We start from the raw sequence: 12521 nt of genomic DNA on the forward strand, positions 1-12521 counted from the left end.
GCGTATGACTGCGGCCAGGCCGCGAGGCATTGGCGGCCCCAAATACAGTCAAAGCAAGAACAACACACAGGCGCTTGCTGCGCTCTCGACGGGAGGTAATTGCAGTGAAGATCACGTCGATCGAGACGTTGCGCACCGAGGAATTCGCCAATGTGATCTGGGTGCGCGTGCACACCGATGCCGGCGTCATCGGCCTGGGTGAGACCTTCTATGGCGCAGGCGCCGTCGAAGCGCAGATCCACGACACCTTTGCCGGCCGCCTGCTCGGCCGCAATCCCCTGCACATCGAGGCGATCCACCGCGACATGCTCAATCTGCCGATGGCGCAGTCCTCGACCGGCGTCGAGTATCGCGCCGCCTCCGCGATCGACATCGCGCTGTGGGACCTCTTCGGCAAGGTCTGCGGCCAGCCCGTGCACCAGATGCTCGGCGGCCTCTGCCGCGACAAGCAGCGCATCTACAACACCTGCGCCGGCACCAAATATGTGCGCTCGACCAACATCCGCCCGGTCTCGAACTGGAATCTCGGCGAGGTGCAAAGCCCCTATGAGGACCTCGACGCTTTCATGAACCGCGCCGACGGGCTGGCCGAAAGTCTTCTGGAGAGCGGCATCTCGGCCATGAAGATCTGGCCGTTCGACCCGGCGGCACAGGAGAACAACGGCCTTTTCATCACCGCAGCCCAGATGAAGCAGGCGATCGAGCCGTTCGAAAAAATCCGCAAAGCCGTCGGCGACAAGATGGAGATCATGGTCGAGCTCCATTCGCTCTGGAACCTGCCGACCGCAAAACAGATCGCGCGGGCGCTCGAGCCGTACAAGCCGACCTGGTACGAAGACCCGATCCGCATGAACTCGCCGCAGGCGCTTGCCGAATATGCGCGCTCGACCGATGTCTGGGTCTGCGCCAGCGAGACGCTCGGCTCGCGCTTCCCCTACAAGGATATGCTCGACCGCGACGCCATGCATGTGGTGATGGCGGATTTGTGCTGGACCGGCGGCCTTACCGAGGGCCGCAAGATCGCCGCGATGGCGGAGACCTATCATCGCCCCTTTGCACCGCATGATTGCATCGGCCCGGTCGGCTTCATCGCCGCGATCCACATGTCGTTCAGCCAGCCGAACACACTGATCCAGGAATCGGTGCGCGCCTTTTACAAAGGCTGGTACAATGAACTCGTCACCACGATGCCCGTGATCAGGGACGGCTACGTCTTCCCGATGGAAGGTCCCGGCCTTGGCGTCGATCTGCTGCCTGCGGTATTCGACCGGTCCGATCTCACCGTGCGCCGCTCCAACGTTTGAGGATTCTTGGATGAGCTCCACCCTGTTCGATCTCTCCGGCCGGACCGCGCTCGTCACCGGCTCCTCCCGCGGGCTCGGCCGCGCGATTGCGGAAGGCCTGGCGAAGGCCGGCGCCAAGCTGATCATCAACGGCGTCGATCCCAAGCGGGTCGAACAGGCGGTCGGCGAGTTTCGCGCCGCCGGGCACAAGGCCGAAGGCGCCGCCTTCAACGTCACGGACGAACCTGCGATCGTCGCCAGCTTCGAGCGCTTCGATCGCGAGGGGCTCGCGGTCGACATCCTCGTCAACAATGCCGGCATCCAGCACCGCAAGCCGCTGGTCGAGTTCACCACTGACGAATGGCGCAAGGTGATCGAGACCGATCTGACCAGTGCCTTCGTGATCGGCCGCGAAGCCGCAAAGCGGATGATCCCGCGCAAGCGCGGCAAGATCATCAACATCGGATCGCTCGGCAGCGAGCTGGCGCGGCCGACGATCGCGCCCTACACCGCAGCCAAGGGCGGCATCAAGAATCTCACCCGCTCCATGGCGGTGGAATGGGCCCAGCATGGCATCCAGGCCAACGCGATCGGCCCGGGCTACATGCTGACCGACATGAACGAGGCGCTGGTCAACAATGCCGATTTCAACACTTGGCTGATGGGGCGTATCCCGTCAAAACGCTGGGGCAAGCCGGATGAGCTGGTGGGCGCCGCGATCTTCCTCGCCTCCGACGCCTCTACTTACGTCAACGGACAAATCATCTATGTCGATGGCGGCATGATCGCCGCGATGTGATCGCGCCCCGCCACAGAACGAGCTGAAGGAGTGAACCCATGCGCGCCGTCGTCATCCACGCGCCGAAGGATCTGCGGATCGACAGCTTTGCCGATCCCGCGCCCGGCCCCGGTGAAGTCCGTGTGAAGATCGCCAATGGCGGCATCTGCGGCTCCGACCTGCACTATTATCACCATGGCGGCTTCGGCACCGTGCGCATTCAGCAGCCGATGGCGCTTGGGCACGAGATCGCCGGCGTCGTTGCCGCAGTTGGTGAAGGCGTCTCGCGCGTGAAGCCGGGCACGCGTGTCGCGGTCAATCCCAGCAAGCCGTGCGGCCAGTGCCTGCACTGCCAGGAAGGCATGCGCAACCAGTGCCTCGACATGCGCTTCCTCGGCAGCGCCATGCGCTTTCCCCATGTGCAGGGCGGTTTTCGCGAGTTCATGACCGTCGATGCGACGCAGGCCGTGCCGATTGCCGAGAAACTGTCATTGGCCGAAGCCGCAGTCGCCGAGCCTCTCGCGGTGTGCCTGCACGCCGGCAAGCAGGCCGGCCCCCTCCTCGGCAAGCGCGTGCTGATCACCGGCTGCGGTCCGATCGGCGCGTTGATGATCCTGGTGTCGCGCTTCGGCGGCGCCGCCGAGATCGTGGTGACGGATGTTGCCGATGCGCCGCTTGCGATCGCAAAGCAACTCGGCGCCACGCACGCCATCAACGTCGCGTCGCACGCCGCGGCGCTTGATCCCTGGCGCGCCGGCAAGGGCGTGTTCGACACCCTCTTTGAAGCCTCGGGCAATCAGGCTGCGCTGCGCACCGCGCTAGACGTGCTGCGGCCAGGCGCGACCATCGTGCAGCTCGGTCTCGGCGGCGAGATGACGCTGCCCATCAATTCCATCGTCGCCAAGGAGCTGCAGCTCCGCGGCACCTTCCGCTTCGATCCAGAGTTCGAGCTGGCGGTGCGACTGATGGGCGAAGGCCTGATCGACGTGAAGCCGATGATCACGGCCACCATGCCGTTCGAGAACGCGGTCGCCGCCTTCGAGCTCGCCAGCGACCGGTCACAGTCGATGAAGGTGCAGCTCACGTTCTGAAACACCGCGCCTACTGGCCCTCGATCAGCTTGTCGCCGACCAGCCGCACCGCGCCGCGATCCCAGGAATAATCGGCGCCCATGCGTAGGCCGCTGTCGCCGCGCGCGAAGACCTGGCCGGTCTTGGTGTCGCGGACCTGGAATCCGATCGTATATTCGGTGCGGCTGACCCGCCGTACCACGCCGATCAGTGACTGGTCCGCCCCGAGCTTCCCGGCGATGTCCGCCTCGCAGCCGCCGCAGTCGCGCAGCGCATGGCGCGTTACCGCCTCCCCGCTCGCGCCGCTGACGTCGACCAGGCGGTAGCGGCCGGATTGCGCGAGGCGGTCGCGCACGCCGTTGGTGACCTCGGCCAGGTGCGCGGTATCGGACTCGCTCAGGCCCGCCATTGGGGCAGCCGTGGTGTCCTCGAGCTCGAAAGCGAACACCGCAAGCGCGATCGGCGCAGGTCGCGCAAGTGCTTCAATCACCTCGCGGGAGACGAAGGCCTCGGCGCGGTTCCAGGCTTCGTCGTTGTCGCCGCGGAAAGTGTAGAGCTTCTCGAACAGGACCTTGTTGGCGCCGACGTCGATCACCGCCACCCTCGCCCACTGCACCAGCGTGCTCGTCTTCTGGACGCCGCCGACGACCTTGAATTTTGCATCGGCTTGTCCAGCGGGGGTGAGCTGATAGCGCTTGTCCGCCTCGACATCCCGCCGCAGCGCGACCATGAACGCGTTGAGCCGCTTCTCGTGGGCGGCGGTCTGGTCGACCGGCTCGCCCGACGTATCGAGATAGCCGAAATCCTCGATTGTCACGCCGACCGGCGCTGCCGCGGCCGCCTCGGTGCCCGCACCTGCTGATCGGACATCCAGGAGCACAGCGACAAGAGCAGAGAGGATCAACCGGGAGAGGTGCATGAGCGGGCCTCGTGCGACGCAGCGGACACGCAATGCTAGGCCGGCGCCTCAGACCATGCAGCAGTGCCCGTCCCGGCCAATGCCGGGAAAATTTCACGACGTTGCATTGCGGTAACGCGTAGCGCTTTCCGCCGCTGGCGTTCTGCCGTTTAATGCGGACGCGACAATACCGTCCGCGCCAGGTGCCCGCCGATGTGGAACCGCCCGAGGTTCGATCTCAAGGTCCGTCTGACGTTGCGCGTGGCCGCCGTATCGGCCGCCTGCTTCGCCGCGATCTCCGCCTATTTCCTCGTCACGGCCGACCGCGCGGTGCATGCGCGCATCGACGGAATCGCCGCCATCGTGGCGAAGACGCTGGAGCTGCAACAGGGCAAGACCCAGTGGGTGAACAGCCCGCGCTCTGACTTTCCGAACCTTGACCCCGTCTCGGCCTTCGTGATGACGCCCGGCCTGTGCCTTGGATTCCGTGGAGCAAATGGCGAGATGCTTCAGCGGTTCTGTAGCGGCGCGCCGAATCCGGCGAGCGTGCCACCGCAAGCGTTCGCGGCTTTCTATCGCGGCCTGTTCGATCCCGGCCGCGAAGCGGTCCGGCCTGTGATCGCGCGCGGAACCAAGCTCGGCGACGCCGTGGTCTGGTTTGATCCGGCCGTGCAGACCGCGGAGGCCTGGCACGAGGCCGGCCGCCTGATGACCGTGCTTGCGATCACGCTGCCGCTGCTCTGCGCCCTGGTCTACGCAGCACTGGCGCGCGCACTGCGTCCGACCCAGGTCGTTCGCGCCGGCCTCGAACGCATTGCCGCCAATGACCTTACCGCACGGCTGCCGCCCTTCGACCTCGCGGAGCTGTCCGCCATCCGCGACGTCTTCAATCATCTCGCCGCGAGTCTTGACACAGCGCTGTCCGAGCGCAGCGAACTGACGCGCAGGCTGATCGCGCTCCAGGACGAGGAGCGCCGCCATCTCGCGCGCGAGCTCCACGACGAGTTCGGCCAGTCGCTCGCCGCAATCCGCGCGCTCGCCGCATCCGCCCACCAGACCGCAGCACAGGACTGCCCCGCGTTGCTGGGAGAATGCGACAGCATTGCGCGAACCGCGACCGGCATGATGGAGACGCTGCGCGGCGCGTTGTTCCGCCTTCGGCCGCCCGATGTCGACGAACTCGGCCTCGTCGCGAGCCTCGAAGGCCTGGTGGCGGGGTGGAACGGCCGCAGCCATGGCCAGACGCGCTTCGATATCCGCTTCGAGGGCACCTTCGAGAACCTGCCCGCTTCCATCAGCGCTAATCTCTACCGCATCGTGCAGGAGGCGCTCACCAACGCGGCCAAGCACGCCGGCGCTACGAAGGTCAGCCTGCATCTAGCGATGCGCGCGAACGAGATCGCGCTGGCGATCGACGACGACGGCCGGCCGAACGATGCCGCCGTCAAATCCGGCATGGGCCTGCTCGGCATGCGCGAGCGCGTCGCGGCGATGCGCGGCCGGCTCAGCTTCACGGCCGGACCGGACGGCGGCGGCTCCGCCTTGCGCGTCGTGATTCCGGTCAGCCCCGCCGACGGGCAGCTCGACGCTTTGGAGGATGCGGCATGAGCGAGGCGGGCTGGGCCATCATGCTGGTCGACGACCATGCCGTCGTCCGCGAGGGCTATCGCTCCGTCCTGCAGAAGCAGCCGGGACTGCGCGTCGTCGCCGAGGCCTCGGACGGCGCGGAAGCCTACCGGCTGTTCAAGGAGTGCGCGCCTGACCTGATCATCATGGATCTGAGCATGCCCGGCATCGGCGGTCTTGAAGCGATCCGGCGGATCAGGCAGTGGGACAAGGGCGCAAAAATCCTCGTCTTCACCATGCATCAGAACGCCGGCTTCGCCGTGCAGGCGATCCGCGCCGGCGCAAGGGGCTATGTCACCAAGACCAGCCCGCCGGAGACGCTGGTGCGCGCGGTGATGGACGTGCTTGCGGGGCGGGTCGCCATCAGCCCCGACATCGACCACGAGCTCGCGCTGAGCCGGCTCGCCGGCGAGAGCTCGGCGACCGACGTTCTCACGGCGCGCGAATTCGAGGTGCTAAGGCTCCTGCTTGCCGAACGCTCCACCGAGGAGATCGCCGAGACCCTCCACGTCAGTCCCAAGACGGTCGCGAACCTGCACTCCCTGATCAAGGGCAAGCTCGGCGTCGAGTCGGATATCGAGCTCGTCAGGCTCGCGCTGCGCCAGGGCATATTGACCCAGGTCGATCTCGGCGACGCCTGAAGGGCAGCAGCTCAAACGAGGTAGCGCGTCAGATAGCCTTCCATCGCATAGAGCGCGCACAGCGCGAGGCTCGACCACACCGCCGCGCTGAAATAGAGCGCCATCCAGGCAAGCTCCCCCTTCCAATGCGCGACGTCATGCGTCACGACCCAGCGCGTGGCGACGTCATGAAGACCTTCGAGCAGGCCGAGCAGCCTGCCGCCCTCGGGATGCCCTGCCCGCCATCGGCTCAGATACATCGGCACGTCGACGGTGACGAGGAAGGCGAGATAGCAGGCGATCCCGACGATGCCGGCAATGAGGGCCCAGCGCACCGGCCCCTGGAATTCGGGCAGCAACCGGCACAGCGCTATCCCGACCAGGAAGAAGACCACCGCCCACAGCGAATTCTCTATGGCGTTGTAGAGGTAGTTGGTGGTCAGGACCGCATACCAGGAAAAGCATTCGGCGATGATGATCACGGGCACGATCACGAGTGCGATGTTCGCGGTGGTCTGCGCCCCCGCCATGCCGCCGAGCTGGGCGAGGACGATCGCCCATTGCGCGGCGAAGCAGAGCTCAGCGGCGGTTGCGACCGAGCGGCCGACGAACACGCTCGACAGCCAGGTGTCGAACAGGCAGATCCGCTGCACGTCGGCGCGCGGCAGGAACGAGCGGAACGCACAGCCGAACACGTAGCCGGCGCAGAGTAGCAGCATGAGTCCGATTCCCGACACGCTGGCGAACCCACCCGTCGGGACCTGGTAGAATTCGCGGTACAGCATGAACCATACGAGGATGTTGACGTTGCTGACCAGCGTCAGCGAACCCCACCACCAGGCCAGGGGATTTGACCTCGCCTGCAACATCAACCGCATCGACCGCTCCGCGTGTAACCGAACCGACACCCAACCGTAGCAATTCTGTCACAAATAACCAGTCGGTCGCGACAAAAATGCGTGTGCCTGATTCGATTCGGGCCGGGCGCGAGCCCGGCCCGCGCGATCGGTGGATTGCGAGTGCGATCAACCCTTTAGGGCCGCTACATGGGCGGCAAGCTTGTCCAGCGTCTGGTAGCCGAGCTCGACGGCGCCGAAGCCGATCACGGTCTCGCGCTGCGCGGCCGTCGGGTGCAGTTGCCGCAGCGTCAGCACGGTCTTGTCGCCGTGGGCGTCGAAGGTGACCGTCATGCGGAACATGCCGGGATCCTCATCCTTGTCCGAGCCGTGATCGACCTCGATCAGCCGCGGCTTGTCGATGCGCAGGAAGCGCATGCGGTTCGGATAGACCGTGCCGTCAGGCCCGATCATGTCGAAGCGCCAGACCCCGCCGACGCGAACGTCGATCTCCTTGGTCTCGATCCGGAAGCCGGACGGCCCGAACCATTGCGGCAGATGCTTCGGGTCGGACCACGCCTCGAAGACCAGCTCGCGCGGCGCGTCGATCACGCGCGACAGCACGATCTCGCGATCGAGCGACCATTGCGACAAAGCGGGGTTGGCAGAACTCGTCATCACTCGGCACCTTTCCGTTTGGTTGTTCGGGACGGCCGCTTGGCAACCGCCCTCTCCTTCTCTTTCTTCAGCTTCATCACGTAAGCCTCGAACCGGTCGAGGCGCGCCTCCCAGATCGCCCGCTGCTGCTGGAGCCAATCCTCCGCGCCCGCCATCGCCTCCGGGCACAGCCGGCAGGTGCGCACGCGCCCGGATTTTTCGGACTCGACGAGGCCGCTCTCCTCGAGCACGCGGATGTGCTTCATGAAGCTCGGCAGCGCCATCGCGAAGGGATCGGCGAGCTCGCCGACCGACGCCTCGCCGGCGCACAGCCGCATCACGATCGCCCTGCGCGTCGGATCGGACAGCGCGCCGAAAACCTGGTCGAGTCGGGATTGTTGGTTAGCCATGTAGCTAACTATAGACGGGGCGCTGAGCGCCGTCAATGATTGTTAGCCGTCCAGCTTAGTTTCTTTCCTCCGCGGGCGGAACCGTCCCCGCGCAATCGTGAATTGGGACGCGCGACATTTGCCGATAAGTGTGAAACGGGGGCGATTCGAATTGATCATCAGACTGCGTGCACCCGCTTGTTCCCTCACCGCGCCCTGCCATCAGCCGGCGCTGCCTTGCCAAGGCCGCGCTGCTGCCGCTCGCACTTGGTTTCGCCCGTCCTGCTCACGCGGACTCCGACATGATCCCGATGTTGCGGGACATCGTGGCGACAGAGCTCGCGCCGACAGCAACGTCGGATTATCCCGGTGGCCTTGCCGCCGCGCTCTATGCGGGTCGTCACGTCGACTTCTTCAACTACGGCTTCGCCGACGACGCCACCAGGATTCCGGTCGCGTCGGACACGCTGTTCAACCTCGCCTCCTTGCGAAAGACCTTTGAGGCAACGCTAGTTGCGCTCGGGACACGCCGCGGCGAATTGCGGCTCGACGAGCGCGTGGCGGCGTACCTGCCCGAACTCGACGGCGACTACATCCGCCGCGTCACGATCGGCGAGCTCGTCACGCATACGTCCGGCCTGCTGCTGCCGACGGATCATCCGCCCTGGCCGAACGAGTCGTTCGACCTCACGCAGTTCCTCGACATGCTCAACGCCTTCGCGCCGCCACAGGGCGTCGAGCCCGGCAGGCAGCGCATCTACACCCATGCGGGCTATGTGCTGCTCCAGCTCGTGCTCGAGCGCCGCTATCGCACGCAGATCCGCGAGCTGATCACGAGCCGCATCCTGAAGCCGCTCGGCATGAGCTCGACATTCGTCCCGGAGCGCGCGCCTGACCACCGCGCAATGCTGAGTGATGCGCAGATGGCGCGCGCCGTGCAGGGCTATTCCGATGAGGGCACGCCGATCGGGCCGCCCGGCAATCAACAGAGCTATTTCGACTTTCGGGGCACCGGCCAGATGTTTTCGTCGGCGCGCGACCTGTCGATCTTCGTCGCGGCCTGCGCGGACGGCAGGTCGATCGAGCCCGAGCTGCGCGAGGCGATCCGGATGACGCAGCACGAGAGTTTTCGCGTCGACGAGAAGTTCGGCCAGGCCATGGCCTGGGAGACCGTGCATCTCGACGGCGTGACGGTGCTCGACAAGCCGGGCGGCCTCAACAACGCCTCGGGCTATATCGGCCTCGTGCCCGCGCGCCGGCTCGGCATCGTCCTGCTCGCCAATCGCGGCGAATATCCGCACGAGATCGCGCGCTACAGGATCCTGCCGGCGCTGGCGCGGTTGGTCGCGCAGCGATGACGCGACGCCGATCAAAATGAAAGCCCCGGCCGAGCCGGGGCTTTCGCGATCAGGCGCGGCAGCAGGATCAGATCAGCCGCCAAACTTGTAGTTCACACCGACGCGGACGATGTTCGATTTGAGATCGACCGAATGCGTGTACACACTGGAGGGGTACGAGCCAAAGGTTACACTTGTGAGATTCGTGCTGGTCGTCGCGGCGCGGCCGAGATCGACGTAAAGATATTCCGCTTTCAACGACCAGCCATTGCCGACCGCATACTCGCCGCCGACGCCGGCGGTCCAGCCGACACGGGTGTCGCGGATCGTCCCAGATTCGGCCGCACCACCGAAGTACGTATCGGTGAAAGTGAAATTGCCCTTCACGTCGGCGATCGCGGCGCCGCCAGTGGCATAGATCAGCCAACTCGGTGTAGCGAGGAAGCCGATGCGGCCGCGGATGGTGGCCAGCCAATCAGCCGAGACCGAGGAGTTGACTGTGAAGCTGCTAAAGGTGCAGCAGGGATACACCGCCGAGCCAGCCGCACTGCCCTTGAAACCAAAATAGTTGATGTCGCCTTCGAGGCCGAACACGGCGTTGCTGACCTGCCAGTTGTAGCCGGCGGTGAAACCGCCGGTCACGCTCGAGCTGTTGATGTGCTGGGCACCAACGGCCGCGATGGCAGTAACGCTGCTGGGGGCGAAGTAGCCGATCGGCGAGTAAATCGTCGAGGTGGTCGGATCCGCACTACCCCATTGGCCGCCCACATTGCCGCCAACGTAGAAGCCCGTCCAGTTGTAGGCGGGCGCCATCACGGGCGCCTTGGTGTAGCTCGGCCCGAGATCCGCCGCGAACGCGGACGCGGTGCCAAACAGAGCCAGCGAAACCGCCAGGGCAATTCTCTTCATTCCAATCTCCAACCCCTTCACGCGAGCGGCCTCGCGTCCCAAAGCATGCCGCCGACGTGTCCGGCGCAACATCGGGAATAATCTCCGCGCGCGTTGCCGTCTTGTTCTGCAGCGAACTTCGATTGGACTACAGCGAAGTCTGCGGACCATTGCGCAATGGTTGTTGCCGATTGAGCACACTCCAGTGCCGCCCACACCAATCGCACCAAGCCGGTAACGACAATCCGTCGCGCTCAGGGCCTGTTGCGTTACTGGCTTTTGAGGCCAAGACAGGTCAGGGAAGAAGCTAGTTGTCGGAGTAGCGGGCCGACGATGGAGCGGCTCATGCTCCTCGGCGGGCGGTTCACGCAGCGATTGCGGCCCACCGCCTCATGTTGAACGCGATGGAGGCGAGCAGAACCTGCCCGTTTGCCTTGATGAGGCCGACGTATCGGATGCAAGTCAATCGCATGCGGCGTTTGAGGGTGGCGAAGGTCGTCTCCACCTGCGCTCGCCGTCGTGCGATGAGAAGGTTGTAGCGTTTGAGCCGCGGCGGCAGCTGCGGGTGATGCCGGTTGGGGCGACGGGCGATACGAGGCTTCTTACCTTCCGCCTTCAGCCGAGCCCGTCTGGCATGGGTGTCATAGGCTGCATCGGCCCACACCACGGCTTCATCGCCGCGGATCAGATCGTCGGCCGGCGTGGTGTCGTTGACATTGGCGGGCGTGGTCAGCACCGACCGGATCAGGCCCGAGCCCTCATCGACACCCACGTGAGCCTTGTAACCAAAGGTCGAGCCACTTTTGCCTCGCCGCTTGGCAAACCGCGCATCGGGATCGTTCGACGGCTGTTCTTCCGTTGGAGGCGCTGACACCGCCTGGATCAATGTCGCATCCAGCATCGTGCCGCGCTTGAGGATAACACCAGCATTCTCAAGCTGACGATCGAGTTCACCAAACAGCTTCTCCAGCAGGCCTTGCTCAACAAGCTGGTTCCGGAACCGGTTCAGGACCGTGTGATCAGGCGTCGCATCCTCAAGACTGAGGCCCACGAAGCGCTTGAACGACAGGCGGTCCCCCAGTGCCTCCTCGAGCTCACGCTCCGAAAGACCGTAGAGCGACTGCAACAGCAGCGCGCGAAACAGCACCAGCACCGGATAGCCCGGTCGGCCAGGGCTTCCTTCATCCCGCAAATGCGCCATCAGCTTCTCGAACCGGTACCATTTGACCAAGCCCGACAACCGATTCAGCGCCGCATTGGCACCGGCTCCCTTCGGCAACCACGCCTCAATAAAACTCGGCTGCCCAGTCTGCTTCACTGCCATCGTTACCTCCAAGGCTTCTGCCCTAGAGAATCACAATCGCGGATTACGCAACAGGCCCGCTCAGCCAGACATCGCTTTCGGGTTCGAATTGGCTTGAGGCGCACTCAGCCTCACACCGACCGAGTCAGCCCGCCGTCGACGCGGATGTTCTGCCCGGTGATGTATGCGGCGCCATCGGAGGCCAGGAACGAGATCGTCGCGGCGATCTCCTCGACCTTGCCGTAGCGCTGCATCGGCACGCTGTCGCGGCGTGCGTCCGTCGCCGGCAGGCTGTCGATCCAGCCCGGCAGCACGTTGTTCATGCGGATGTTGTCGGGGGCATAGGTATCGGTGAAGATCTTCGTGAAGGCGGCAAGGCCGGCGCGGAATACCGCCGAGGTCGGAAACATCGCGCTCGGCTCGAACGCCCAGGCGGTCGAGATGTTGATGATCGCACCTTGCTTTTGCGCCTGCATGATCGGCGTGACCAGCCGCGTCGGGCGGATGACGTTCAAGAGGTAAGTGTCCATGCCGGTGTGCCACTGTTCGTCCGTGATCTCGACGATCGGCGCGCGCGGCCCGTGGCCGGCGCTGTTGACGAGCACGTCGATGCGACCCCACTTCGCCATGGCGCCATCGACCAGGCGCTTGAGATCGTCGTTGGACCTGTTCGAGCCGGTGATGCCGAGCCCGCCGAGTTCGTTGGCAAGCGCCTCGCCCTTGCCGGAGGAGGACAGGATCGCGACTCGAAACCCGTCGGCAGCAAGCCGCCGTGCGGCGCCCGCCCCCATGCCACTGCCGCCTGCGGTGACGAGTGCGACTTTCTCTGCTGCCAT

General features: G+C 65.1%; 13 protein-coding genes. 6 read left to right on the forward strand and 7 right to left on the reverse strand.

What is annotated here, in order from left to right; genetic code table 11:
- Window positions 1–104: 104 nt before the first annotated feature.
- From NLN62_RS45310 to NLN62_RS45320, 3 genes are read left to right on the forward strand one after another with little or no spacing between them, the layout of a single operon-like run.
- Window positions 105–1304: a mandelate racemase/muconate lactonizing enzyme family protein gene (locus NLN62_RS45310; RefSeq protein ID WP_254113046.1), complete on the forward strand. Its 1200-nt coding sequence runs from the start codon at window positions 105–107 to the stop codon at window positions 1302–1304.
- 10 nt (window positions 1305–1314) lie between these two features.
- Window positions 1315–2082, forward strand: coding sequence for an SDR family oxidoreductase (locus tag NLN62_RS45315; protein ID WP_027527227.1), 768 nt, complete (start codon window positions 1315–1317; stop codon window positions 2080–2082).
- 38 nt (window positions 2083–2120) lie between these two features.
- A complete protein-coding gene (locus NLN62_RS45320) occupies window positions 2121–3152 on the forward strand; it encodes an L-idonate 5-dehydrogenase (protein WP_254113047.1) in 1032 nt (343 codons plus the stop codon).
- A 10-nt stretch (window positions 3153–3162) separates the two neighbouring features.
- Here NLN62_RS45320 and NLN62_RS45325 read toward each other — a convergent pair whose 3' ends face one another.
- On the reverse strand, window positions 3163–4050 hold the full coding sequence (locus NLN62_RS45325) for a DUF3280 domain-containing protein (RefSeq protein WP_254113048.1): 888 nt from the start codon (window positions 4048–4050) through the stop codon (window positions 3163–3165).
- Between the two features lie 192 nt (window positions 4051–4242).
- On the opposite strand from NLN62_RS45325, the gene NLN62_RS45330 reads away from it, so the two are divergent.
- Together NLN62_RS45330 and NLN62_RS45335 are read left to right on the forward strand one after the other, a co-directional pair.
- Window positions 4243–5637, forward strand: a complete 1395-nt coding sequence (locus NLN62_RS45330) for a sensor histidine kinase (RefSeq protein WP_254113049.1) — start codon at window positions 4243–4245, stop codon at window positions 5635–5637.
- A complete protein-coding gene (locus tag NLN62_RS45335; protein ID WP_027527223.1) occupies window positions 5634–6296 on the forward strand; it encodes a response regulator transcription factor in 663 nt (220 codons plus the stop codon). Before NLN62_RS45330 ends, NLN62_RS45335 begins: the two co-directional genes overlap by 4 nt.
- A gap of 11 nt (window positions 6297–6307) precedes the next feature.
- Here the strand turns inward: NLN62_RS45335 and NLN62_RS45340 are convergent, their stop codons facing one another.
- From NLN62_RS45340 to NLN62_RS45350, 3 genes are all read right to left on the reverse strand, one after another.
- The gene (locus tag NLN62_RS45340; protein ID WP_027527222.1) at window positions 6308–7153 is read right to left on the reverse strand and encodes a hypothetical protein; all 846 of its coding nucleotides are present in this window, start codon (window positions 7151–7153) and stop codon (window positions 6308–6310) included.
- A 147-nt stretch (window positions 7154–7300) separates the two neighbouring features.
- Window positions 7301–7789, reverse strand: coding sequence for an SRPBCC family protein (locus NLN62_RS45345; RefSeq protein ID WP_027527221.1), 489 nt, complete (start codon window positions 7787–7789; stop codon window positions 7301–7303).
- Window positions 7789–8178 (reverse strand): helix-turn-helix transcriptional regulator, encoded by a 390-nt coding sequence (locus NLN62_RS45350; RefSeq protein WP_027527220.1) that lies wholly within the window; start codon window positions 8176–8178, stop codon window positions 7789–7791. The genes NLN62_RS45345 and NLN62_RS45350 overlap by 1 nt, the downstream gene beginning before the upstream one ends.
- A 281-nt stretch (window positions 8179–8459) precedes the next feature.
- Here NLN62_RS45350 and NLN62_RS45355 point away from each other — a divergent pair, with 281 nt between their 5' ends.
- Complete coding sequence (locus tag NLN62_RS45355) at window positions 8460–9515, forward strand: serine hydrolase (protein ID WP_254113865.1); 1056 nt, start codon at window positions 8460–8462, stop codon at window positions 9513–9515.
- A 72-nt stretch (window positions 9516–9587) separates the two neighbouring features.
- Here the strand turns inward: NLN62_RS45355 and NLN62_RS45360 are convergent, their stop codons facing one another.
- The 3 genes from NLN62_RS45360 to NLN62_RS45370 all read right to left on the reverse strand — a co-directional run bounded on the left by NLN62_RS45360 (window position 9588) and on the right by NLN62_RS45370 (window position 12521).
- Window positions 9588–10403, reverse strand: coding sequence for an outer membrane protein (locus NLN62_RS45360; RefSeq protein WP_027527219.1), 816 nt, complete (start codon window positions 10401–10403; stop codon window positions 9588–9590).
- A gap of 343 nt (window positions 10404–10746) precedes the next feature.
- A complete protein-coding gene (locus tag NLN62_RS45365) occupies window positions 10747–11706 on the reverse strand; it encodes an IS5 family transposase (protein ID WP_254107950.1) in 960 nt (319 codons plus the stop codon).
- 110 nt (window positions 11707–11816) lie between these two features.
- The gene (locus NLN62_RS45370; RefSeq protein WP_027527218.1) at window positions 11817–12521 is read right to left on the reverse strand and encodes an SDR family oxidoreductase; all 705 of its coding nucleotides are present in this window, start codon (window positions 12519–12521) and stop codon (window positions 11817–11819) included.

The sequence above is a fragment of the Bradyrhizobium sp. CCGUVB23 genome (genome assembly GCF_024199885.1).
In the GTDB taxonomy this organism is placed as follows: Bacteria; Pseudomonadota; Alphaproteobacteria; order Rhizobiales; family Xanthobacteraceae; genus Bradyrhizobium.

Coding starts and splice junctions, on each gene's coding strand:
- NLN62_RS45350 (WP_027527220.1), bottom strand. CDS start 8,178: ATGGCTAACCAACAATCCCGACTCGACCAGGTTTTCGGCGCGCTGTCC.
- NLN62_RS45320 (WP_254113047.1), top strand. CDS start 2,121: ATGCGCGCCGTCGTCATCCACGCGCCGAAGGATCTGCGGATCGACAGC.
- NLN62_RS45370 (WP_027527218.1), bottom strand. CDS start 12,521: ATGGCAGCAGAGAAAGTCGCACTCGTCACCGCAGGCGGCAGTGGCATG.
- NLN62_RS45315 (WP_027527227.1), top strand. CDS start 1,315: ATGAGCTCCACCCTGTTCGATCTCTCCGGCCGGACCGCGCTCGTCACC.
- NLN62_RS45360 (WP_027527219.1), bottom strand. CDS start 10,403: ATGAAGAGAATTGCCCTGGCGGTTTCGCTGGCTCTGTTTGGCACCGCG.
- NLN62_RS45340 (WP_027527222.1), bottom strand. CDS start 7,153: ATGCGGTTGATGTTGCAGGCGAGGTCAAATCCCCTGGCCTGGTGGTGG.
- NLN62_RS45355 (WP_254113865.1), top strand. CDS start 8,460: ATGATCCCGATGTTGCGGGACATCGTGGCGACAGAGCTCGCGCCGACA.
- NLN62_RS45325 (WP_254113048.1), bottom strand. CDS start 4,050: ATGCACCTCTCCCGGTTGATCCTCTCTGCTCTTGTCGCTGTGCTCCTG.
- NLN62_RS45335 (WP_027527223.1), top strand. CDS start 5,634: ATGAGCGAGGCGGGCTGGGCCATCATGCTGGTCGACGACCATGCCGTC.
- NLN62_RS45345 (WP_027527221.1), bottom strand. CDS start 7,789: ATGACGAGTTCTGCCAACCCCGCTTTGTCGCAATGGTCGCTCGATCGC.
- NLN62_RS45365 (WP_254107950.1), bottom strand. CDS start 11,706: ATGGCAGTGAAGCAGACTGGGCAGCCGAGTTTTATTGAGGCGTGGTTG.
- NLN62_RS45330 (WP_254113049.1), top strand. CDS start 4,243: ATGTGGAACCGCCCGAGGTTCGATCTCAAGGTCCGTCTGACGTTGCGC.